At 67.1% G+C, this 23,007-nt stretch carries 19 protein-coding genes; 10 read left to right on the top strand and 9 right to left on the bottom strand.

Features of this window, described 5'->3' with window-relative positions; all coding sequences use genetic code 11:
• Positions 1 to 224 (bottom strand): hypothetical protein (locus AC3A3W_RS19170; RefSeq protein WP_487444652.1); only part of this gene is annotated, 224 nt, incomplete at its 3' end.
• A 121-nt stretch (positions 225 to 345) separates the two neighbouring features.
• On the opposite strand from AC3A3W_RS19170, the gene rpmI reads away from it, so the two are divergent.
• The 3 genes from rpmI (at position 346) to AC3A3W_RS19155 (ending at position 2,079) form a co-directional block, all read left to right on the top strand.
• Entirely contained in the window at positions 346 to 540 is a 195-nt protein-coding gene (gene rpmI / locus AC3A3W_RS19165; RefSeq protein WP_009358635.1) for a 50S ribosomal protein L35, read from the top strand.
• Between the two features lie 118 nt (positions 541 to 658).
• Positions 659 to 1,129 carry a 50S ribosomal protein L20 gene (rplT, locus tag AC3A3W_RS19160; RefSeq protein ID WP_487444650.1) on the top strand — a complete coding sequence of 157 codons (471 nt, stop codon included), beginning with the start codon at positions 659 to 661 and terminating at the stop codon, positions 1,127 to 1,129.
• A gap of 56 nt (positions 1,130 to 1,185) precedes the next feature.
• The gene (locus AC3A3W_RS19155) at positions 1,186 to 2,079 is read left to right on the top strand and encodes a TrmH family RNA methyltransferase (RefSeq protein ID WP_487444648.1); all 894 of its coding nucleotides are present in this window, start codon (positions 1,186 to 1,188) and stop codon (positions 2,077 to 2,079) included.
• A 117-nt stretch (positions 2,080 to 2,196) separates the two neighbouring features.
• Here the strand turns inward: AC3A3W_RS19155 and AC3A3W_RS19150 are convergent, their stop codons facing one another.
• Entirely contained in the window at positions 2,197 to 2,463 is a 267-nt protein-coding gene (locus AC3A3W_RS19150; RefSeq protein WP_104137371.1) for a GlsB/YeaQ/YmgE family stress response membrane protein, read from the bottom strand.
• A gap of 231 nt (positions 2,464 to 2,694) precedes the next feature.
• Here AC3A3W_RS19150 and AC3A3W_RS19145 point away from each other — a divergent pair, with 231 nt between their 5' ends.
• Positions 2,695 to 3,645: a cation diffusion facilitator family transporter gene (locus tag AC3A3W_RS19145; protein ID WP_487444646.1), complete on the top strand. Its 951-nt coding sequence runs from the start codon at positions 2,695 to 2,697 to the stop codon at positions 3,643 to 3,645.
• 86 nt (positions 3,646 to 3,731) lie between these two features.
• Here AC3A3W_RS19145 and AC3A3W_RS19140 read toward each other — a convergent pair whose 3' ends face one another.
• Positions 3,732 to 4,940, bottom strand: a complete 1,209-nt coding sequence (locus AC3A3W_RS19140) for an MFS transporter (protein ID WP_487444644.1) — start codon at positions 4,938 to 4,940, stop codon at positions 3,732 to 3,734.
• A gap of 194 nt (positions 4,941 to 5,134) precedes the next feature.
• On the opposite strand from AC3A3W_RS19140, the gene AC3A3W_RS19135 reads away from it, so the two are divergent.
• Positions 5,135 to 5,590: a (deoxy)nucleoside triphosphate pyrophosphohydrolase gene (locus tag AC3A3W_RS19135; protein ID WP_487444642.1), complete on the top strand. Its 456-nt coding sequence runs from the start codon at positions 5,135 to 5,137 to the stop codon at positions 5,588 to 5,590.
• On the opposite strand, the gene AC3A3W_RS19130 is transcribed toward AC3A3W_RS19135, so the two are convergent.
• Together AC3A3W_RS19130 and AC3A3W_RS19125 are read right to left on the bottom strand one after the other, a co-directional pair.
• Positions 5,591 to 6,706 carry an Rv2578c family radical SAM protein gene (locus AC3A3W_RS19130; protein ID WP_487444655.1) on the bottom strand — a complete coding sequence of 372 codons (1,116 nt, stop codon included), beginning with the start codon at positions 6,704 to 6,706 and terminating at the stop codon, positions 5,591 to 5,593. It lies immediately after the preceding gene.
• 32 nt (positions 6,707 to 6,738) lie between these two features.
• The gene (locus tag AC3A3W_RS19125; RefSeq protein WP_487444640.1) at positions 6,739 to 7,257 is read right to left on the bottom strand and encodes a hypothetical protein; all 519 of its coding nucleotides are present in this window, start codon (positions 7,255 to 7,257) and stop codon (positions 6,739 to 6,741) included.
• A 242-nt stretch (positions 7,258 to 7,499) separates the two neighbouring features.
• Here AC3A3W_RS19125 and pheS point away from each other — a divergent pair, with 242 nt between their 5' ends.
• The 3 genes from pheS to AC3A3W_RS19110 all read left to right on the top strand — a co-directional run bounded on the left by pheS (position 7,500) and on the right by AC3A3W_RS19110 (position 11,793).
• The gene (gene pheS / locus AC3A3W_RS19120; protein WP_487444638.1) at positions 7,500 to 8,561 is read left to right on the top strand and encodes a phenylalanine--tRNA ligase subunit alpha; all 1,062 of its coding nucleotides are present in this window, start codon (positions 7,500 to 7,502) and stop codon (positions 8,559 to 8,561) included.
• A 3-nt stretch (positions 8,562 to 8,564) separates the two neighbouring features.
• A complete protein-coding gene (pheT, locus tag AC3A3W_RS19115; RefSeq protein WP_487444636.1) occupies positions 8,565 to 11,108 on the top strand; it encodes a phenylalanine--tRNA ligase subunit beta in 2,544 nt (847 codons plus the stop codon).
• A gap of 61 nt (positions 11,109 to 11,169) precedes the next feature.
• Positions 11,170 to 11,793 carry a 4'-phosphopantetheinyl transferase family protein gene (locus tag AC3A3W_RS19110; protein WP_487444635.1) on the top strand — a complete coding sequence of 208 codons (624 nt, stop codon included), beginning with the start codon at positions 11,170 to 11,172 and terminating at the stop codon, positions 11,791 to 11,793.
• A gap of 13 nt (positions 11,794 to 11,806) precedes the next feature.
• On the opposite strand, the gene AC3A3W_RS19105 is transcribed toward AC3A3W_RS19110, so the two are convergent.
• The 4 genes from AC3A3W_RS19105 to pdxA form a co-directional block, all read right to left on the bottom strand.
• Positions 11,807 to 13,162 carry a M1 family metallopeptidase gene (locus tag AC3A3W_RS19105; protein ID WP_487444633.1) on the bottom strand — a complete coding sequence of 452 codons (1,356 nt, stop codon included), beginning with the start codon at positions 13,160 to 13,162 and terminating at the stop codon, positions 11,807 to 11,809.
• A 55-nt stretch (positions 13,163 to 13,217) separates the two neighbouring features.
• Complete coding sequence (locus AC3A3W_RS19100; protein ID WP_487444653.1) at positions 13,218 to 17,150, bottom strand: Pls/PosA family non-ribosomal peptide synthetase; 3,933 nt, start codon at positions 17,148 to 17,150, stop codon at positions 13,218 to 13,220.
• 122 nt (positions 17,151 to 17,272) lie between these two features.
• The gene (locus AC3A3W_RS19095; protein ID WP_487444632.1) at positions 17,273 to 18,238 is read right to left on the bottom strand and encodes a quinone oxidoreductase family protein; all 966 of its coding nucleotides are present in this window, start codon (positions 18,236 to 18,238) and stop codon (positions 17,273 to 17,275) included.
• Positions 18,239 to 18,329: 91 nt separating this feature from the next.
• Entirely contained in the window at positions 18,330 to 20,795 is a 2,466-nt protein-coding gene (gene pdxA, locus AC3A3W_RS19090) for a 4-hydroxythreonine-4-phosphate dehydrogenase PdxA (protein ID WP_487444630.1), read from the bottom strand.
• 205 nt (positions 20,796 to 21,000) lie between these two features.
• Here pdxA and AC3A3W_RS19085 point away from each other — a divergent pair, with 205 nt between their 5' ends.
• Together AC3A3W_RS19085 and AC3A3W_RS19080 are read left to right on the top strand one after the other, a co-directional pair.
• Positions 21,001 to 22,575 carry an ABC transporter substrate-binding protein gene (locus AC3A3W_RS19085; protein WP_487444628.1) on the top strand — a complete coding sequence of 525 codons (1,575 nt, stop codon included), beginning with the start codon at positions 21,001 to 21,003 and terminating at the stop codon, positions 22,573 to 22,575.
• Between the two features lie 3 nt (positions 22,576 to 22,578).
• The coding region (locus AC3A3W_RS19080; protein WP_487444626.1) for an ABC transporter permease at positions 22,579 to 23,007 on the top strand (429 nt) is incomplete at its 3' end.

The following is a 23,007-nucleotide window of genomic DNA, read 5'->3' as shown; positions in this document are numbered from 1 at the left end:
CCGCCGAAGCGCGAAGCGCCCAAGGCTCCGGCGGCGAAGCCACCGGCACCCGCGGCCGCGGCTCCTGCCGCGCCGAAGGCCGCCGAAGCCCCCGCTCCGGCAGCACCCAAGCCCGCGGCAGTGCCTGCTCCACCGAAGCCGGTGGCCAGGCCCGCTGCGCCGAAGCCCGCTGCGCGCCCCGCGGCACCACGGGCCACGCCCAAGCCGGCGGGCAAGAAGACCAACTAGTTCAAAGCTGCGGAAGGTACCGCCTTCAGGCAGTCAGCAACCAGCATGCCGCCCGCAGGGGTGGCTGCACGAAAGACTGCAGACATAGTCTGCGGATACGTTAGGAGATCGGTTCCCATGCCGAAGATGAAGACCCACAGTGGTGCTAAGAAGCGCTTCAAGCTGACCGGCAGCGGCAAGCTGCGCCGCCAGCAGGCCAACCGCCGCCACTACCTCGAGCACAAGTCCTCCAGGCTGACCCGTCGCCTTGCCGGCGACAAGATCGTCTTCAAGGGCGATGCCAAGGTCATCCGGAAGATGCTCGGCATCTAATTTCCAAGCACTCTGACTGATTGCCAACCGGCACCAGTCAACTACCCATAAGCCTTCTCAGGCCGGCCGGGTTACCGGCAGTAGACGCTTGGGATAAGAATTCTGAAGGAGTACGCACGTGGCACGTGTGAAGCGGGCGGTAAACGCCCACAAGAAGCGCCGGGTTATCCTCGAACGCGCCAAAGGTTACCGTGGACAGCGCTCACGCCTGTACCGCAAGGCCAAAGAGCAGCTGCTGCACTCGTTTGTGTACAGCTACGGCGACCGCAAGAAGAAGAAGGGCGACTTCCGCCGCCTTTGGATCCAGCGCATCAACGCTGCATCCCGCGCCAACGGCCTCACCTACAACCGTCTGATCCAGGGCCTCAAGGCCGCTGAGGTCGAGGTTGACCGCCGCATGCTGGCCGAGCTGGCTGTCTCCGACGCCAACGCCTTCGCTGCGCTGGTCAAGGTCGCCAAGGACTCCCTGCCGGCTGACACCTCCGCTCCGGCTGTTGCGGCTGAATCCGCACCGGCGCCGAAGGCCAAGAAGCCCGCTGCCAAGAAGGCTGCCGCCAAGAAGCCGGCCGCTGACGAGGCTGCCGAGTAGCAGTCCCCGTTCTGGGTAGTTCGAGAACCTGCTGCAACAGCAACTAAGGTTCTTATATGAACGAAACCGGGCGCCCGCAAGATTTTCCACTGTCCAACCCCCGAGCTGATCGGGTCCGGGACGTGGCAAAGCTTGCCGGGCGCCCTGCCCGTTTAAAGCGCCGCCAGTTCCTGGCCGAAGGCCCGCAGGCCGTCCGCGAAGCCCTGACCCTGCACCGCAAGAAAATGGACGCGGGGGAGCACGGCGTGGTCCGTGAGGTGTACGCCAGCGAGGCATGCCTGGACCGCTACCCGGAGTTTGAGGAACTGGCCGAAGGGGTCAACGCCCGGCTGGCCACGGACGACGTACTCGCCGCCATGGCGGACACCGTGACCCCCCAAGGAATCATCGCCGTCTGCGACTTTGTCGATGTTTCCCTGCAGGACGTCCTGGATGCCCGGCCGCGGCTGATAGCCGTGCTGTGCCAGGTACGGGACCCGGGGAACGCCGGGACGGTCCTGCGGGCCGCCGATGCGGCAGGTGCTGATGCCGTGGTGCTTACCGGTTCCAGCGTGGACATCTACAACCCGAAGGCCGTGCGTTCCACCGCCGGCTCGCTCTTCCACCTGCCGGTCGTGCTCGGCGCCGACGTCGAAGAGCTGGTGGCGGAGTGCAGGTCCCGCGGCATTGGCGTGCTCGCCGCCGACGGTTACGGGAAGCTCAACCTGGACCGCCTCCAGGATGAGAGTGCGGCCCGGCGGCTCGGCGGCTCCACGGCCAGTTCGGACTATGCACTGGAAAGCCCCACCGCTTGGCTGTTCGGCAACGAGGCGCAGGGACTGTCCGAGGCGGAACTCGCCCTGGCGGACCACCGGGTGGCCGTTCCCGTCTACGGCGCAGCCGAAAGCCTGAACCTGGGCACGGCCGCCACGGTCTGCCTGTACGCCAGCGCGAGATCCCAACAGGACTGAAAAAGCGGGGGCCCACCAGGATGGGCCCCCGCTTTTTACTTTTCAGCAGGTCCGCCAGAGGGACGAACCTTACTTTTACTTTCAGCAGGTCCGCCAGTGGGGCGAACCTTAGTGGTCTTAGGTGGTCCGGTTACGTCCGGTAATTGCCCCGTAGATGCCGGCGACTACCAGGCCGCCGATAATGGCGAGGATCCAGGTGCCGAGGTCGAAGAACGCCAAGTCACCCTTGCCGAACAGAAGGCTGCCGATCCAGCCACCAACGATGGCGCCTACAACGCCCAGAACCAGGCTGGTGACCCAGCCGCCGCCAACCCTGCCGGGCATAACGGCCTTAACAATTGCGCCTACGATCAGGCCGAGAATAATCCAAGCAAGAAAACCCATTGTCTCCTCCTTCATATTCGTCGGGACCGATACATGTCACTCCCGACATGGCTTCAAGCTAACACAGCGCATGTTTATTTGTCAGCACGCTTAGTTTCAAGGTTTTTTGTGTCGCCGCGACGCCATGACTGCTGCTGCGCCCAAGGCCGGGCGGGTACGGTAATTGCAGTGGTCCCGGGCGCGGGGCCGTGTCCAATTCGTTGTAACTCCACTTCAAGAGGTGAAGCTCCCTTGGCTGCAACTGGCGGTACCAAGGCGATCGTCGCAGCTCTCGCTGCAAATCTGACCATCGCTGTTTTGAAGTTCGTCGCGTTCGTCCTGACGTTGTCGTCCTCCATGTTGGCCGAGGCCATCCACTCGGTGGCCGACTCTGGCAACCAGATGCTGCTGCTCGTCGGCGGGAAGCGGGCCAAGCGCGCCGCCAGCGAGGAACATCCCTTCGGCTACGGCCGGGAACGCTACATCTACGCGTTCATCGTCTCCATCGTGCTGTTCAGCGTCGGCGGCCTGTTCGCCCTGTACGAGGCGTGGGACAAGTTCCAGCATCCGCACGCGATCGAGGGCGACTTCTGGTGGGTTCCCCTTGCCGTTCTGATCGGCGCCATCATTGCTGAATCCTTCTCGTTCCGGACGGCCATCATCGAATCCAACCACGTCCGGGGGAAGCAAAGCTGGGTCAACTTTGTGCGCAACGCAAAGCAGCCCGAGTTGCCGGTGATCCTCCTTGAGGATTTGGGCGCGCTGGTTGGTCTGGTCTTCGCGCTCTTTGGCGTCAGCCTGACGCTGCTGACGCATAACGGTGTCTGGGATGCGCTTGGAACGGCCATGATCGGCCTGCTGCTGGTGGCCATCGCCGTGGTCCTTGCCCTGGAAACCAAGTCGCTGCTGCTGGGTGAATCCGCCACGCGGGACGATGTCGCAAGGATCAGGGGAGCCATCGAGTCCGACGGCACCGGAATCATCCACCTCAAGACCCTCCACCTCGGGCCCGAGGAACTGCTCGTGGCGGCCAAGATCACGGTGGGCGCCGCGGCGTCCGGCCTTGAAATCACCAGGCTGATCGACGCCGCTGAAGACCGCATCCGCACGGCGGTGCCCATGGCGCGGGTGATCTACCTCGAACCGGACGTGCACCGATCGGACCTGCCAAGTCAGGCCGTCGTCGGAGGTACCGGATCGTAGCCTTCGCGAACGTCCGCCGCCAAAGTTGGGCGGAGAAGTGACGGCAGAGAATGAGCGGAAGGCCGCTGGCCCTGTGACCCGAGAGGTTACGGGGCCAGCGGCCTTTTGCGTTCCAGCAGTCCGCTGAGCACAGCCACCCCGAGGCCGAGAACGGCCAGCACGGCGCCCACCAGAGCCGGTGCAACATAACCCCAGCCCCAGGCGATGACGAGCCCGCCAAGGAATGCCCCCAGGGCATTGGCGACATTGAGCGCGGCGTGGTTCAGGGAGGACGCCAGCGAAGGCGCATCCGGTGAGGCATCCAGCAGCCTCGTTTGCAGCGCCGGCACCAGCATGGCCCCGGCCGCCCCGACGACAAAGACCATCACGAACGCGGACCAGGGCCAGTGCGCGGCGACCGCGTACACCACCAGCGCCACGGCGATTCCGGGCAGGACGCGGTAGATGGTTCCCATCACAGATTTGTCGGCGATCCGGCCGCCGACAATGTTGCCGGCCACCATGCCAAGGCCGTAGAGCGCCACCACCAGCGGCAGGAACGCCGCGGGAATGCCGGCAACCGAGGTCATCGTGTGGGAAATGTAGGTATACGTTGCGAAGAATCCGCCGAATCCGACGATCCCGATCAGGATGGCGAGCCACACCTGGGCCCGCTTTAGCGCTCCGAGTTCCCGGCGGATACTCGCGTCGGAGTGGGCTTTCTGGAACGGAACAAACTTCCAGATCAGGGCAAGAGTCACCAGCCCGAGGGCTCCGACCAGGACGAAGAGCAGCCGCCAGCCGAAGGCTTGGCCGAGCCACGTGGCAAACGGCACGCCGATGACGTTGGCAACGGTGAGTCCGGCCATGACCATGGAAATAGCCCAGCCACGCTTCGTTGGTGCCACGAGCGATGCGGCGATCACGGCCGCCACGCCAAAGAAGGCGCCGTGAGGCAGTCCCGCGGCGAACCGGGAAACCAGCATGCTCCCGTAGTCGGGGGCGATAAAAGACGTCAGGTTGGCGATGCTGAAGAACAGCATGAGGCCCAGGGCCAGGTACTTGCGCGGAAGTTTCGCGCCGACGGCGGCCAGTACCGGTGCGCCGACGACGACCCCTAATGCATACGCCGAGATCAGGTGGCCGGCCTCCGGCGTGCCGATGTTGAGTCCAACTTCCACTTCTTTGAGCAGGCCCATCATGGCGAATTCGGTAACGCCGATTCCGAAGCCGCCCATGGCCAGCGCCAGAATGGCGGGTCCGAGGTGGGAGCTGGCTGCTTTGGTTTTGCCTGGAGTCTGAAGTGTCGTCGTCATGTGCCTGCTTTTCGGAGCGTGAAGTGCGGATCTGGCCTGGGCGGAGAAGCCGGATATAAATCTGGGGCAGAGTAAACCCAAGGGCAGCGATAAATCTGATTTGTACAACGTGGTGCCACGGGGCGGTATTCCCGGACCGGGGGAGCCGTTGCCGGAACGGGCGCCCCAGCCATTCTCCCCCATAGACTGGGGCGGTGACAGAACTGATCAACGTCGTGGGCGGTGCCGTGCTCGATTCGCTGGCGCAGCCCTCCCGTCTGCTGGTGGCACGGCGGACCGCACCTCCCCAGTTCGCCGGCATGTGGGAATTCCCTGGCGGGAAGGTGGAGCCGGGGGAGGGGCCGGAGTCCGCCCTGCACCGTGAACTGCGGGAGGAACTGGGTATTGGCGTCCGCCTGGGATCCGAGCTGGCAGCGCCGGATGGCTCCGGCTGGCCCCTGAACGAACGCGCCACCATGCGCGTCTGGTTCGCGGAACTCGCCGACGGCGAGCCCCGGCCGCTCGAAGATCACGATGAACTTGCCTGGATCAGCATCAGGAAGAGTGACGAAGCTCTCAGCCTGCCGTGGATCCCTGCCGACCTCCCGATTGTCCGGGCGCTGCTGGCAGAGCTCGGCGCAACCGACTCCCAGGAAAACTACGCCGTCTGATCAGAAGAGCGTCGGCTGGGACGCTGGGGCTGAAGCGGCTGTCCCGGCGCCGGCCGGGGGCAAACTTCCCTCCGGGTAGGCGGCCTCCTCGCCGCGGGGGTCGTCGACGTCGCGGTGGCTGAACCCGTGGGAGCCGGCAAACCCATGCCGGGCCTTGAAGTAGCGCACCCGCCCCGCGAGCCAGGTCCGGTATTCCTTCGATGCGTAGGATCCCGTGCCGTACAGCCGCCTGTACCGTCCGGCGAGTTCCGGATGCCTGGCCGCGAGCCACTGCATGAACCATTCACGCGTACCGGGCTTCAGGTAGAGGGCCCCGGCGGTCACCCCGGTTGCTCCGGCGGCGGCGAGCGAGGCGAACAGGGCATCGAGGGCTTCGTCGCTGTCCGACAGCCACGGCAGGATAGGCATGGCCATCACACCGCAGGGCAGCCCGGCGTCGCGCAGCCTTGAGATGAGCTTGAGCCTGGCCCTCGGCCCGGGCGTTCCCGGTTCAATGGCCTCGGAAAGCTGTTCGTCTGTCATGGCGAGAGAGATGCCGATCCCCACCGGCACCTGGGCGGCGGCGTGTTTCAGCAGCGGGATGTCCCGCGCCAGCAGGGTTCCCTTGGTCAGGATCGACAGCGGCGTTCCGGAATCGGCCAATGCACCGATGATTCCGGGCATCAGCCGGTACCGGCCCTCAGCCCGCTGGTAGGGATCGGTATTGGTGCCGAGTGCCACGTGCTGCCGCCCCCAGGAGGGCTTGGCCAGTTCCTTGCGCAGCACGTCCGCGGCATTGATCTTGACGACCACCTGGCTGTCAAAGTCCAGCCCCGCGTCAAAGTCCAGGTAGGTATGGCTCTTGCGGGCAAAGCAATAGACGCACGCGTGGCTGCACCCGCGGTAGGGGTTTACGGTCCACTCGAACGGCATGCGGGAACCGGCGGCCACCTTGTTGAGCACCGATTTGGCGGTGACCTCATGGAAGGTGACCCCGGCAAATTCAGGGGTGGATACGGAACGCACCAGCCCGACCAGCGGCAGCAGCGGCACTGCGGCGGGGGCGCCCGTGCCGCCGCTGCTGCCCGGGCCCTGCTCCCCGGGTGCCGGATTGAGTGCCTGCGCGTCCCATCTCATGACCTCCATTCGAAGGTATGTTCGAACTAATGTCAAGGTCCGCCGTCGGTGTTTCGGGTGGTCCGGCCCCTGCCGGGATGCCTGCCGGAACGCCGGCGGGGAAATTTGCCGAAACGCCTGCCGGCAATTCTGCGGCTCCGCGCTGCTTCCCCCGCGCTGCCCGGGTATCCGCCGGCTTCGAGCCCGGCGTGGCGTTCAAAGGGATTCCCTGACGCCGGGTCGCCGTGCCGCAGCAGTGACCATCCTGCGGCGGCGAAATAGAGCACGAGGAAGGGCAGCCCGAGGCAGGCGTACTGCGTGCTGTGCCGCTCCTCGTGGCCGAGGAGCGCGGGGTTCCCCAGTGCGGCCTCGGGCCCGGCGCGGAAGATGACCACGTTGCCCACCGTGAACGCCCCGGCGAGGGGAAGCTTCCAGGTGTAGCCGGTGGCGATTGCCAGGCCGCGCGGGCCGCTGACGGTGGTGGTCCCGGCCAGCCTCGCGAGCAGAAGTCCCAGCAGCGTGGAGCCATTGAGCAGGTTCGCGAGCCGGCGCAACCGCTGTCCCGGGGTCATGAGGCCATGCTAGCGGCGGGCGCGCGCACTGCATATTGGCCGTCCTGTTCGGGCAGCCGGGCGCCGTCAATTAGACTGGGAACAGTGCCTGCCGGCCAACCTCCGGCGAGCCTGCCCTTGTCCTTGCAGGGCGTCACCGGATGGCGTCAGGCAATGACGTGCCAATGACGGACGCGCTGCCGGGGAACCGGCACAGCAGCACCGGCCACTGGCATCACCCGACTCGTAGCTAAGAACAGTAGATGACTGAAACTTTGCCGGGCGCTGCCGTCCCGAACCCTCTGGATGAAGCCGCCATCACCGCCGCCGTCGAGCAGGCCATCTCCGCCATCGCCGGTGCCTCCACGCTCGATGAACTCAAGGCCGTCCGTTTGGCCCACACCGGGGAGAAATCGCCGCTGAGCCTCGCGAACCGCGAGATCGGGCGCCTGCCAAAAGACCAGAAGGCCGTCGCCGGAAAGCTCATGGGGTCATCCCGCGGACGCGTCAGCAAGGCGCTCGCCGACCGCACCGCCGAGCTTGAGGCCGAGAACGACGCCCGCATCCTGGTCGAGGAAACCGTGGATGTGACGGCGGCCCCGCGCCGCCGCCGGGCCGGAGCGCGCCACCCGCTCTCCACGTTGCAGGACCGCGTGGCGGACATCTTCGTCGGCATGGGCTGGGAGATCGCCGAGGGCCCGGAAGTCGAATCCGAGTGGTTCAATTTCGACGCACTGAACTTCAAGCCGGACCACCCGGCCCGCGAGATGCAGGACACCTTCTTCGTGGAGCCGCCGGAGGCGCACCTCCTGATGCGCACCCACACCTCCCCGGTGCAGGTCCGCTCCATGCTCGAACGCGAAGTGCCGATCTATGTGCTGTGCCCGGGCAAAGTGTTCCGCACCGACGAACTCGACGCCACGCACACGCCCGTGTTCCACCAGTTCGAGGGCCTCGCGATCGACAAGAACCTCAGCATGGCTGACCTGCGCGGCACCCTGGAGCACTTCGCCCGCCAGATGTTCGGCGACGAAGCGCAGATCCGGCTGCGCCCGAATTACTTCCCGTTCACCGAACCGTCCGCGGAACTGGACATCTTCCACCCGGGCGCCAAGGGCGGCCCGCGCTGGATCGAGTGGGGCGGCTGCGGCATGGTCAACCCCACTGTCCTCCGCGCCGCTGGCATCGATCCGGACGTCTATTCAGGTTTTGCCTTCGGCATGGGCATCGAGCGCACGCTCATGTTCCGCAACGAGGTCGGCGACATGCGCGACATGATCGAAGGCGATGTACGTTTCAGCGAGCACTTCGGGATGGAGATCTAAACAGTGCGTATCCCACTTTCCTGGCTGCGTGAATTCGCGCAGGTACCGGCCGGAGCAACGGCTGAAGACGTCATGGCCGAACTCGTCAAGGTCGGCTTTGAAGAAGAAGCGGTGCACCGTCCCACCGACGGCCTCAAGGGGCCCGTCGTGGTGGGCCAGGTCCTGAGCCTGGTCAAGGAGCCGCAGACCAACGGCAAGACCATCAACTGGTGCCAGGTCCGCGTCGTCCCCGAGGGCCAGGAGCAGACCCTCACCGGCAAGGGCATTGACCCGTCCGGTGTCCAGGGCATCATCTGCGGCGCCCACAACTTCGTGGAGGGCGACAAGGTAGTTGTCACCCTTCCCGGTGCCGTGCTGCCCGGCGACTTCCACATCTCGGCGCGGAAAACCTACGGGCACCTGTCCGCCGGAATGATTGCGTCCGTGCGTGAACTTGGCATCGGCGACGACCATGATGGCATCCTGGTGCTCTCCAGGATCGGGCTGGACCCGGAAATCGGGACGGACGCCATGGACCTCCTGGGCCTTTATGACCAGGCCGCTGAGATCAACGTCACCCCGGACCGCGGATACGCTTTCTCGATCCGTGGCGTCGCGCGTGAATACGCCCATGCCACCGGCACCGCGTTTACGGACCCCGCCTCGAAGGTCCAGCCGCCGGCCACCCTGTCAGGCGGCTATGGCGTCAAGATCAACGACGACGCCCCCATCTACGGCAAGCCCGGCTGCGACCGTTTCGTGGCACGTACTGTCCGCGGCGTGGATGCCACGAGGCCCACGCCGCCGTGGATGTCCTCCAGGCTTAGGCTGGCCGGGATCCGCTCCATCTCGCTGCCGGTAGACATCTCGAACTACGTGATGCTGGAACTCGGCCAGCCGCTGCATTTCTACGACCAGGACAAACTGTCCGGTGACATCGTGGTGCGGCGTGCCGTGGCGGGGGAGAAGCTCACCACCCTCGACGGCAAGGAGCGTTCGCTCGACGTCGAGGACCTGCTGATCACGGACGATTCCGGTCCCATCGGCGTCGCAGGCGTCATGGGCGGCGCCTCGACCGAGGTCTCTGACGCAACGTCCACGGTCCTGGTGGAGGCTGCCCACTTCGAGGAAGTGTCGATTGCCCGCTCACGCCGGCGCCACAAGCTGCCGTCGGAGGCCTCCAAGCGCTTCGAGCGCGGCGTCGACTGGCAGGTGGCCAACGTTGCCGCTCAACGTGCCGTCGACCTCCTGGTTGAACTCGCCGGCGGCACCGCTGACGAGGCGGGGACCGACGTCGGGACCGCACCTGACGCCGTGACCATCGCCTTGCCGGCCGGCTTCGCCGCCGAACGGATCGGCATCGACTTCACCGAAGAACAGATCGTCACCTCCCTCGAGGATCTCGGCGCCGTGGTGGAAAAGGTCGACGGCGGCTGGACGGTTTCGGCGCCCAGCTGGCGCAACGACCTGGAAACCAAGGAAGACCTGTCCGAGGAAATCGCGCGACTGGTGGGCTACGACCAGATCCCGGCGACGCTTCCCGTGGCTCCTCCGGGCCGGGGGCTGACCCGCGTGCAGCAGCAGCGGCGGCGCCTGATCCAGGCCCTCGCCGACGCCGGGCTCACCGAAGTGCTGGCCTACCCGTTCGTGTCCAAGGCTGCCAACGACACCTTCGGCGTGGCCGAGGCAGGGGCCTCCCGGACAGCCATCAAGCTGGCCAACCCGATCAGCGAGGAGCACGGCTACCTGCGGACGTCCGTGCTTCCGGGGCTGATCGAGGTGGCCAAGCGCAACCATTCGCGCGGCTTCCGCGATCTCGCATTGTTCGAGGCAGGGCTCGTCTTCCTGCCCGGCGGCACCGTGGGCACGGCCTCCATTCCGCCGTTGGGTGTCAGGCCGTCCGATGAGGTGCTGGACGCGCTGTACGACGGCGTTCCGGCCCAGCCGCTGCACATCGCCGCCGTCCTGACGGGCCACGACTCACCGGTTGCCGCCGGACACACCCCCCGGGTTTGGGACTGGGCGGATGCGCTGGACATCGCGCGTCTTGCGGGCGACGTCCTGGGTGTTGACCTTGTGGTGGGACAGGGCCACCACCAGGCATTCCACCCAGGCCGCGCCGCGCAGCTTTCGCTGCGCAGCGGCGAAGTGGTGGGCTACGCCGGCGAGCTGCATCCGAAGCTCCTGGCCGCCTCGGACATGCCTGCCCGTTCCGTTGCGCTTGAGATCAACGCGGATGCCCTGTTCGAGGCTGCCGCTGACGTCATCGTGGCGCGCCACATCTCCACGTTCCCCGTCGCCACCCAGGACGTGGCACTCGTGGTGCCGCAGGACGTTCCTGCCGATGACGTCCTGGCCGCACTGCGGGAAGGAGCCGGTGAGCTCCTGGAAGACGTCGCCCTGTTCGACGTTTACGCCGGAAAGGGCATCGAGGACGGCAAGAAGTCACTGGCCTTCGGCCTCCGGTTCCGCGCCAACGACCGGACGCTGACTGCGGACGAGGCCTCGGCGGCCCGCGAGGGCGCCGTGGCCGTGGCTGCGGAGCGCTTCGGCGCCGTCCAGCGCTAGCCAAGGGACGAGTCGCCTGAGGGCCGGCCAGGGAACAACGCGAAAGACCACGCCTTCCGGCGTGGTCTTTCGCGCCTCCCCGGTTCGCCCCGCCGACGAATCGCTGCTTGACCCTGCTGAGCTTGCACGCGCCGCAGCCATGGAGCCCGCCGCGCGCCGCACCTTCCTGGCGGGCCGCATCACCCAGCGGGAGTTTGCGGCTGAGCTGTTGGGGGTTCCGGCGCGGGAGCTGACCTGCGACTACAGCTGCCCTCGGTGCGGCAGCGGTCCGGAGCTGTCGCATGGACGCCCTGGATACTCCCGCGGCGGCGTCAGGCTGCCGTTGCTCCTCAGCCTGTCCCGGGCCGGAGGCTGGACACTCGTGGCAGCCGTGACGTCGCCGCGTCCGGGAAGCAGGCTGGGAGTGGACCTCGAGGATCCCGGGCGCACCGATTTTCCAGGCTTTGAGTCCGTGGCGCTTACGGGGCCCGAACGGTTGGCGGTGTCCGGGCTGCGGAATGGCGCGCTGATGCACGAACGCGCCAGGCTCTGGGCACGGAAAGAGGCATGGCTCAAGATGACCGGTGACGGACTGCTGGTGCCGCCGGCGACAGTGGACGCGCTGGGCTGTCCGGAGGTTTCCGACGTCAGCGCCATGACGGCGGGACTGCCTGCAGGGCTCGTGGCGGCGGTGGCCGTCTGCTGACCTGGCCTCGGCGTTACACGCCGGCCAGTGGCGGGAGCGACTCCTCGTACAGCCAGGGATGCAGCAAAGACTCAGAATCCAGCCCTGTGACCCGGTCGGCCGTCAGGATGAACTCGGCCGTGGTTACCGAGCCGTGGCGCATGCCCCTGGTCCATTCGTGCAGAAGGGCGAAGAACGCCAGGTCTCCGCATGCCCGGCGAAGGGCATGCAGCGCCAGCGCGCCGCGTTTGTACACCCGGTCATCGAACATGAGCTCGGGACCGGGATCTCCGACGAGGATGTCCTGGATGCCGGACTCAAGCTTCCGCCATGCCGCTGCGGCCCGCCCCTGGGCGGGCATGACGCCGGCTTCCTCGGACCAGATCCATTCGGCATAGCAGGCGAAGCCCTCGTGGAGCCAGATATCGCTCCAGGAGCTGAGCGTCAGCGAGTTGCCGAACCACTGGTGGGCCAGTTCGTGCGCGATGAGCCGTTGCGACTCCCACCCCTGGTCCAGATGGTTGCGGCCGAGGATGGACAGCGACTGCGCCTCGAGGGGAATTTCGAGGTCGTCGTCGGCGACCACCACGGTGTACTCCGGGAAAGGGTACGGCCCAAAGCAGCCAACGAACGTGCGCATCATCTCCGGCTGGCGCGCCAGCCCGGCCCGGGCCGAACCGGCCAGCGCGGCGGTCACGGCCACGAACTGTGCCACCCCTCCCGCCGCCGGCAGGGCCAGCAGCTCATACCTGCCGATCTGCACCGTGGCCAGGTACGTGGCCATGGGTTCTGTCTGTTCATAGACCCAGGTCTGCCGGCTCGACCTGGTGAAGTGGCCCACCAGCAGGCCGTTGCATACTGCCCGGTATCCGGCATCGGTCGTGACGGAAATGCGGTAGCTCGCCTTGTTCCGGGGGTGGTCGTTGCACGGGAACCAGGACGGCGCTCCGTTGGGCTGGCCGGCAACCAGCACCCCGTCCGTCAGTTCCTCCCAGCCCACTTCGCCCCAGAAGCCCTTGCGGGGCTCGGGATTGCCGGCATAGCGGATGTCCAGGGTGAATTCCTCGCCCGGGTTCAGGGCACGTTCGCAGTGAACCACCAGCTGCTCGGCGCGTTGCGTGTACCTGCGGACACGGGAGCCGTTCAGCGCGATCTTCAGTGCGCGGAGGCCCGTCATGTCCAGTACCACGGCGGAGGTGGTGCGGGCCGCCACTGCCCGCACCACTGCGCGGCCGATAAGCCGGTTGCTGGCAAGTTTGTAGTCAAGCTCCAGCTCGTAACGCAAAACGCGGTAGGCATCCGTGCCGTGTCCCGCGACGTAGGGATCGGTGGTGCCGGTCGCCGCCGCGGGCAGCGCGGCTGCCGGGGCGGGGGATTCTGGGGAACTCATCAGGCGGATGCCTCAATCAAGCTAGTCGAACGGTCTTGTGGTAATTCTGCGGCAACTACTTCAGGCGCCGCGCGGGAACTCCCGGTCCGGTCCAGGGGGTCACGGGGTTTCCCATCCAGTACGTCGCGGCCGGGACGGTTTCCCCGCGCATCACCAGTGATGCCGGGCCCACAGTTCCGCCGTCGCCGATCCGTGCTTGTGGCAGGATGACGCCGTGCGGGCCCATGGTGGCGCCGTCTTCGAGCGTAACAGCGTCAATGCTCATGACGCGGTCGTGGAAGAGGTGGGTCTGCACAACACAGCCGCGATTGACCGTCGAGCTGTGGCCGAGGGTCACGAGGTCTGCTTCAGGAAGCCAGTAGCTCTCACACCACGTTCCGCGGCCAATTTTCGCGCCGAGGGCGCGCAGCCACCAGACGAGGGCGGGGGTGCCTGTGGCCGCCCGCGCGAACCACGGCGCGCTGACCATCTCGATAAAGGTGTCCACCACCTCGTTGCGCCAGATGAACGAGCTCCACAGCGGATGTTCCCCCGGCTTGATCTTTCCGACCAGGATCCACTTGGCCGCCACGGCACTGGCCGCGGCAACGCCGCCGGCGAGCATGAGCACCAGTCCTCCGAGTGCGGCCGCGGCCGCATAGCCCGCCACCGCTGCCAGCCAATCGAAGACGACCATGACGCCGATCGCCAGGGCCACTGTCAGCATGACCGGGACGAAGCGGCACAGCTCCCACAGGGTCCTCGCGGCCCTGAGCCTGGCATGGGGCCGGAAAGTCCGGGTGTCGTCCGACGCGACCGCGGTGCGACGGAGCCTGACCGGAGGGCTGCCGAGCCAGGACGTCCCTGACTTGGCCTTGCTGGGCGTCGCCGAGAGTACCGCCACGAGCGAGTTCTTCGGCACATTGCGCCCGGCGGCGGTCATCCCCGAGTTGCCCAGAAACGACCGCTTGCCGATCTTGGCGGGGGCGATGTGTATCCAACCGCCGGCCAGCTCATAGGACGCCACCATGGTGTCGTCCGCGAGGAACGCCCCCTCGCCCACGGTCGTCATCTTCGGGAGCAGGAGAACCGTGGATGCCTCAACGTTCTTCCCCACTTTGGCGCCCAGCAGCCTCAGCCAGACCGGCGTGAAGAGGCTCGCGTAGATGGGGAAGAGCAGGTCGCGGGCCATGTCCAGGACCCGCTCCGTCGCCCAGACCTGCCAGCCGATGCGGCTGCGCACGCGGTAGTGGCCCTCCGCGAGCCCCGCCCCCAGCAGCCTCGTGACCGCCAGGACCAGCAGCAGGTTGGCCACGAACCAGGTCAGGGCAGCCAGCGGCAGCGAGGCCAGAAGCTGTGGCCAGGCTCCGGTCAGGGACTCGCTTCCCCTGATGAACAGGAACACCACCATTGCTGCTGCGGCCGCGGATACGTAGGGGATCATGGCCAGCACCGCCGAGGCGCCGGCAAAGGCGGCAAACCAGAGCCTGCCCATGAGGGAACCCGACGGCCTGGAATCCGGCCAGTTCTGCTTGGCCTTACCCCGGCGTTCAGCCGGAGATCCCGCCACCAGCTGCCCGGCTTTGACCTTGCCGAGCACAGCGGAGCCCGGCTCCACCTGCCCGCCGGCGCCGATGCTCGCGCCGGGCATGAGGGTGCTCCGGGCGCCGACCGACGCCCCGGCGCCGATGTGGACCTGGCCGATGTGCACTTGATCGCCGTCGATCCACCAACCGGAAAGGTCCACTTCGGGCTCGACGTTGCTGCCGTTCCCGAGCGACAGGAAGCCCGTCACAGGCGGCAGCGAATGCAGATGGACATCGCTCCCGACCTTGGCACCGAGCGCGCGGGCGTAGTACGGAACCCACGGTGCGCTGGCAAGGCTGATGGCACTGGAGAGGTCCTGGATCTGCTCGGCCAGCCAGAGCCGCAGATGCACCCGGCCGGACCGCGGGTAGGTTCCGGGGACAACGTCCCGGAGCAGCAGGCGGGCCGCCGCGACCGAGATGGCCATCCGACCCGGCGGGCTGACGAAAACCAGCCACGATGCTGCGACCCACCACCAGGAGAGCACCGGAGCCGCCGTAAAACCCGCAAAGGCCGCCAGCAGGTTGTTCGCTGCCATGAGGTAGGTCAGCCAGCGCATTCCCACGAGAATATGGAGCGGCGCCCCCATCAGGGTCTGGAACACCTGCGACTTTCGGGCGGTGGGCCGCACCGGCCGGGCTGGTGCCGGACCGGCCGCAACACCGTCCGGCAGGGACTGGCGGGCGGTGTCGATCAAGGCGCCAACACGCGGAGTGGCATAGATGTCCGCCACCGTGATGATGGGATACCGGACGCGGAGAGCCGACACCAGCTGGGCTGCCGCCAGCGAACCGCCGCCGTGGGCGAAGAAGTCCGCGTCCAGGCTTGCCACCTTGCTGCCCAGCACGGCCTCCCACTGCTCCACGATCCACTGCGCGTCCTCGGGCAGGTTGAGCGGGGCAGCGGCTGCGTCAGTGGCGCCGACTCCGGGCAGTGGCCAGGGAAGCGCGTGCCTGTCCACTTTGCCGCTCGTTTTCGTGGGCAAGCTGCCCACAACGGTCAGCATTGGTATCAGCGCGGCGGGGAGCGTGGCGAGCAGCAGTTCCCGGGCGGCGGCCAGATCCAGTTCGCCGGCGCCGGCGGGGGCGAGGTAGCCAACCAGAACCTGGTTGCCTGCCGCCGTCGTGCGGACCGCGGCCGCTGCGCCCGCCACGCCCGGAAGCGACTGGAGTGCGGCGTCGATTTCGCCGAGTTCGATCCTTCGGCCGCCAAGCTTGACCTGTTCATCGGCGCGTCCGATGAAAATCAGACCCTCGGGTTCGTAGCGGACCAGGTCGCCGGAGCGGTAGGCGCGGTCCCATCCGAGGGCCGGCATGGAGGCGTATTTTTCCGCGTCCTTCTGAGGGTCGAGGTAGCGGGCCAAGCCGACGCCTCCGATGATGAGTTCGCCGATTTCGCCCTCGGCGACGGGAACGTTGTTGGAGTCGACCACGGCAAGGTCCCAGCCGTCGAGGGGCAGTCCGATCCGGACCGGGCCGGTGCCCCTGAGGGGAGCGGCGCAGGCGACCACCGTCGCTTCGGTCGGACCGTAGGTATTCCACACCTCCCGGCCCTCCACCGCGAGCCTTTCAGCCAGTTCCGGCGGGCAGGCTTCCCCGCCGAAGATCAGCAGCCGGACGTTTTCCAGGGCCTCGGCGGGCCACAGCGCAGCCAGTGTGGGCACCGTGGACACCACCGTGATGCCGTGGCTAATAAGCCATGGCCCCAGGTCCATCCCCGTCCGGACCAGTACCCGCGGTGCCGGCACCAGGCAGGCCCCGTGGCGCCATGCCAGCCACATCTCCTCGCAGGAGGCGTCGAAGGCCACGGAAAGGCCTGCGAGGACGCGGTCCTGGGGGCCGACGGGCTCATCGCGCAGGAAGATCCTCGCCTCAGCGTCTACGAAGGCGGCCGATGACCGGTGGCACACCGCCACCCCCTTGGGGGTCCCGGTGGATCCTGAGGTGAAAATCACCCAGGCGTCGTCGTCGGGGACTGCCGTCCGCGGCGCCGGGAAGGGGCGCGGGCGCTTTTTGTCGGTGACAATGTCGCCGCCCCCGCGCAGGACGCCGGCGACGCCCGCCTCGCTGAAGACCAGCTTCGCGCGTTCATCCGGGTCGTCGGCGTCGACCGGGACGTACGCCGCCCCGATCAGCATGACCGCAAGGATTGAAATGTACAGTTCGTTGGTGCCGGACGGGATCCTGACGCCGATCCTGTCACCCGCGCCCAGACCCGCCAGATGAAGTCGGCGGCCTACAGCGCGGACCTCTGCCATCAGCTGTGCGTAACTCAGGGACCGGCGGCCGTCATCAAGCGCCGAGGCGTCGGGGTACTTGGCCGCCGTCTCCTGCAGTATGTCCAGCAGTGTGCGCTCCGGCGGGGCAGACCGCGAACCCGGCAGCTGGGCCGCATGGACGGTGGCTGCCACGGTCCCCTTCACCGCGGTGCCTGCGGGTCGGTCGGTCTGGGGGAGTTGCTCATTCACTGGTGGATTCTCTCCCGGCAAGATGAACAAAAGGTAGCGCGCTTTACCGCGTGTTCACATTCCGGCATCGGCCGTGCTCAGGGCACCAGCAGTACCTTGCCCGTGGTGCGCCGCGCTTCGAGGTCCTCGTGGGCCTGCCTGGCCTCGGCGAGCGGATAGGTTCCCCCGACCCGGACCTTGAGGTTCCCGTTCGCCGCGGCGGCGAAAATCTCACCCGAGCGCCAGTGGCGCTCCTGGGCGTTGAGCAGGAAGTGACCGAGCGAGGGCCGGGTCAGCGTCAGCGATCCGCCGGAGTTGAGGCGCTGCGGGTCCACAGGCGGAACCGCACCCGAGGCGGCGCCGAAAAGGACCAGTGATCCCCTGGTGCGCAGGCAGGACAGGGAACCGTCGAAGGTGTTCCGGCCGACGCCGTCGTACACCACGTCCACGCCCTTTCCGCCGGTCAGCTCGCGGATGTGGTGGGGGAAGCCCTCGTAGCGCAGCACATGGTCGGCGCCGGCCCCCCGGGCGAGCTCTTCCTTGGCGTCCGAGGAAACCGTAGTGATGACACGTGCGCCCCGTTCCTTGAGCAGCTGGGTCAGCAGCAGGCCAACCCCGCCGGCGCCCGCGTGCGTCAGCACCGTGTGGCCCGGCTCCACCCTGAAGGACGAATTGATGAGGTAGTGGGCCGTCATGCCCTGGAGGGGCAGTGCCGCCGCTGTGAGATCGTCGACGCCGTCGGGCACCGGAAGGGCCTTGGCAGCGTCCAGCACCGTGTAGCCGGCGTAGCACTTTGACCCCTCCGCCGTGGCGACCCGGCTGCCGACCGCAAAGTCCTCGACCCCTTCGCCGACTTCCTCGACGGTTCCGGCGGCTTCAGAACCCGGAGTGAAGGGGAAGGGGACCTGGTACATGCCGCCACGCTGGTACGTATCAATGAAGTTCACGCCTGTTGCCGCTACCTTGATCAGCAACTGGCCGGGGCCGGGAACGGGGCGGTCAATCTCCGTGAAGTCCAGGACCTCGGGTCCGCCCGGCTGCTGGGCGACGATGGCGTGCGTCATGGAATCTCTCCTTTCCCGGGCCGGGACTTCCGGCAGCCGGATGCTCAGTCCATCCTAAGGAGAGCAGAGCTTGAGGCGAAGCCGGGCGGCTTCAGGGCCGCAGTGCAGGGCTCGGGGACATCTCCGCCGCCTGCCGAAGTGCCTCGATCATGCTGCGCACGTCCACGATTCCCTTGCCGGCGATGTCGAAGGCGGTGCCGTGGTCCACTGACGTGCGGATTACCGGCAGCCCCACTGTGATGTTGACGCCGGCCTCGATGCCCAGGACCTTCACGGGACCGTGGCCCTGATCGTGGTACATCGCCACAATCAGGTCGTAGTCCCCGCGGCCTGCCAGGAAAAACGCCGTATCGGCCGGAAGGGGGCCGATGGCATCGATGCCGTCAGCCTGGAGTTTCTCGATGGCCGGGGTGATCTTCTCCGCTTCCTCGCCATAGCCAAACAGTCCGTTTTCACCTGCATGCGGGTTGATGGCACAGACGCCGATCTTCGGGTTGGCGATGCCCGCCCGCTGCATGGCGCCGTGGCCGCGGCGGACCGTCCGCTCCACGAGCCCGGGCTCGATCTTGTTGATTGCGTCGATCAGGCCGATGTGCGTGGTCACGTGGATGACCTTGACCTTCGGGGTCGAGAGCATCATGGACACTTCGTCGATGCCCATGAAGTGGGCCAGCAGTTCCGTGTGGCCGGGGTAGATATGCCCTGCCTTGTGCAGGGCTGCCTTGTTCAGGGGCGCGGTGCAGATGCCCTGCACCTGGCCGCTCATGCCCAGCTCGCAGGCGATCCTGATGTAGTGGTAGGCGGCGTTGCCGGCTTCGGCGGATTCCTTGCCCCAGGGCAGGTCCGCCGGCAGCAGCATCGGATCGATCACGTTGATGCGGCCCGGCTCAAAGACGGCCTCACTGACGCTCGCCACCTCCACGATGTCGGCTTTCACGCCAAGGGCCTTGGCGCCCAGCTGCAAACGGTAGGTGTCCCCGATGACCACCGGGCGGCAGTCGCGGTAGGCGTTCTCGGCCACGAGCGCGCCCACCGTCACCTCCGGGCCGACGCCGGCGCCGTCGCCCATGGTCACGGCGATGAAGGGCCGGCTGTCCGTGCTCGCCTCGGCGGTGCTCGCTTCGGTGGTGCTCGCTGCGCTGTCGTTCGCTTCGCTGTTGTTCGCTGCTGCGGATGTCATGTCTGCTCCAGGTTGGTGGGAGGGATTCTCAGGGTGTTTTGTGGCCGGGCCTTCGGGAAGGGCCTCGGCGCGGAAGCCGTGAATGGACTGGTACAGCTCGGCGAGCGCGTGGTCGTCCCCGAAGCTGCCGGGCTTGGTGCCGACAAGGCGCCCGTCGTCGGAGACGCTGACCACGGCTCCGTGCTGCGCGGACGCCAGCGGCGTCAGGTGGCGGATGCCAAGGTCATCAAGCACCTCGCGGGCGGTTTCGCCGCCGGTGAGGATGAGGTCTGCGGCGCCGGCGGCATCTGCCGCCAGGCGTCCGAAGCTGCGGACGATCTCCCCGGCTTCCTGCGGATTCACGACGTCGGCGCTGACCGTCAGGGCGGTCGGCGTGCCCGCGGCCAGGAGCTGCTTCGCCGATTGCAGCCGCTGCCGGCAGGCAGCGGGCTCGGAGAGCTCGGCGGGAGCTATCCGCAGTGTGCTGAAGCCTGAGCTTTCGAGACGCAACAGCTGCGCGGCCGCCGTCGCGGAGGCCGAGCCCACGGCGGCCAGCACCGGCGGGACGGAACGCACCGCTGCTTGATCCTGCCAGGGAAAATGCCGGCCCTGCGTGTTTCGCGCAGGTTCGTTGCGCATTCTACTGCCCAGTTTCTCGGCCAGTTTCGAGGCCAGGAGGGCGGCGATGCCGCCTGTTCCGGCCAGCACGATCCGGCGGCCGGAGGCGGCGAACTCCAGTTCCAGCAGCGCATCCGCGACGGCTGCCAGGTCGGCCTCGGTCTCGCCGTCGGCAATCACCGTGGCGGGACCGCCTGCCGACAAAGCCCTACCGAGGAAGGCGGCCAGGCCGCCGGACCTCACTGTGTCGAGGCCCGCCAGTGTGGGGGCGGAGTCCGCGGGCCGGTTCAGCACCTGTGCCACGGACGACGGCGGTGCGGCGGACTCCGCCGTCCAGAACCCCGTGCGGTCCAGGCGGACGCCGCTGGCCATGGGCACGCCGTCCACCACCGTCCGCCCAAGCTGGGGGAGCGCTCCGGCCACCACGACGTGGTGGCCCAGGCCCGTCAGCGCGGCCAGTTCCGGGCCCACGTTGCCGCGCCACAGCGAATCGATCTTCTTGAACAGGACGTGCGCACGGGGTCCAGCCGTGCCGCCAAAGACGCCGGAAACTGCCGCGTGGGCTGCTGCCGGGGCAACGGCCCGGGTGTGTGTGTCAACCACCAGGACGTCCGGAGCGTCACTGTCCGCGCCGGCTCCACCGCCGGCAGCGCCGGCATCATTGTCCGCGCCGGCAGTGCCGGCCAGGAGGAGCCGCGTTTCCAGGCCCTGGGTGGCAAAGCATTGCCCCACCTCGGCTGCGCCGGAAAAGTCGTCCGCCTGAATCAGGACTGCGGTCACGTCGTCCTCCTTTCTTCTGTTGGTCTGCCCGAGGGAGAACAGGCCGGCGAGGTCCCCGCCCGCTCGTCGGTAGCACCATCATGGCATGACTGCGCGGAATGCGCTAGGTGTCTTGCGCATTTCGCGCAAGAGTGGCAGAGTGATCCGTGTAACACGGCGCAGGCCAACCGGCCGCCAGCCGTCCCGTTCAACCGAGAGGTCAACGATGACCGTTCCTCCTCAAGGAAGTGAGATCTCACGGCGCCGCCTCCTGCAGTTTGGCGCTGCCGCCGGATTTCTCCTGGGTACAGGATCCCTGGCCGGGTGTGCCGGTCCCACGGGCCTGCCGGGGCCCAGCACTTTGACCCTGGCACTCAACAGGTCCCTCGTCAGCCTGGACAACAAGCTCAACCAGTTCGACGCTGCCGTCACCGTCCAGCGCGCGGTGCGCCAGGGACTGACGGCCATCGGCCCTGAAACCAAGCCGGTCCTGGTCCTGGCAGACCGCTTCGAGATGACCGGCCCCACCGAATGGACAGTCCGGTTCCGCGACGGCATCCGGTACTCCGACGGCAGCCCGGTGAGCATAAAAGACGTGGCCACCGCACTGAAGATGTACCAGCAGGTGCAGGGCTCCTTCGTGGCCGGGTTCTTCCCCGAATTCCCCGAAGTGGTGCCGGTAGATGACCGCACCTTCAAGATGGTGTCCAAGAAGCCCATCCCCATCCTGGACTCGCTCATGAGCATGATCCTGATTACCCCCGCAGCACAGAACAAGCCGGAGGAACTGCAGGAAGGCCTGGGCACCGGCCCGTACGTCGTCACCAAGTTCAACCGCGGCGCCGGCACTTACAGCCTGGCGCGCAACGAGAACTACTGGGGCCCGGCGCCGCAGGTGGACAACGTGGAAGTCCGGTTCCTTCCGGAGGAATCCAGCCGCGTCATCGCCCTGCGCAGCGGCGAAGTGGACGTCATCGACTCCATCACGCCCGACTCCCGCGAACAGCTGGCCGGACTTCCCGGCGTCGAACTCCAGGAGGCGTCCAGCCTCCGCCTGAACCAGATCTTCTTCAACTTTCGCAAGCCCGCCGGCCACCCGCTGGCCGATCCCCGCGTGCGCCAGGCACTCAGCATGGCCATTGACGGGGAGGCGCTGGTCAGTGACGTCCTTGTGGACTCCGTCACCCAGGCCGAGGGCGTCACACCCTCCAGTCTCACCGGCTACCACAAGACCGGCGAGTACATTTACGATCCGGCGAAGGCCAAGGCCACCCTCGAGGAGCTGGGCGTCAAGGACCTCACCCTCAAGATCATCTGGGAAACCGGCGAGTTCGCGTCCGACACCTCCGTGATGGAAGCACTGGTGGAGATGTTCGGCAAGATCGGCGTGAAGGCCGAGCTGCAGCAGTTCGAACCCGGCGGCAACATCCTGGCCTGGCGCCAGGGCAAGCAGGGGGACTGGGACCTGCTGGGCAACGGCTACCCCAGCCCCACCGGACTGGCCATCACCATGTTGCAGGGCATGTACTCCGGCACCCCCGAAAAGGAAGCCACCCGCGATACCTACCAGGGCTACGTGATTCCCGAGGTCACCGCCAAGATCCAGGCCGCCTCCGCGGAAGCGGACCCGGCCCGCAGGACGGAACTCCTGAACGAAGCGCAACAGGCCGTGTGGGACACCTGGCCCTGCGCCTGGGCATTCGTCCCCAAGTCCGTGCTGGCACACCAGAAGCGCGTCAGTGGCCTCTCACTGGCGCCCACCAACTCCTACCCCCTTGTTGATGTCCGGCTGGAGGCCTGAGTCATGACGAACTACATCCTCAAGCGGCTCGGCCAAGGCCTGCTGACCGTGTTCCTCACCGTCTCCACGGTCTTCATCCTGATCCGCCTCGCCCCGGGTGATCCTGCCGTGTCCTACGCCGGCCCGCTGGCCAGCAACGAACAGCTCGCCGCGGTCCGGGAGCAGTTCGGCCTGGACAAGCCGGTGCTGGAACAGTACTGGATCTTCCTGCAGCAGCTGTTCACTGGCAACCTGGGCCAGTCCTACTCCTTCCAGGCTCCCGCCATGCAGGTGGTGGCCGAGCGGATGCCGTACACCCTGACCCTCGCCACGGCGGCCATCCTCCTCACCGCCGTGGTGGCCATCCCGCTGGGCGTGTGGATGTCCCGCCGCCCAGACACCGGCAAGGAACTTGGCGTCAACGTGCTCACCATCGCCGGGCAGTCCATGCCC

This window comes from Arthrobacter sp. Soil_N43 (assembly GCF_057655195.1).
Note: the sequence above shows the minus strand (reverse complement) of the source record. Positions and strands in the feature narration are given on the sequence as shown.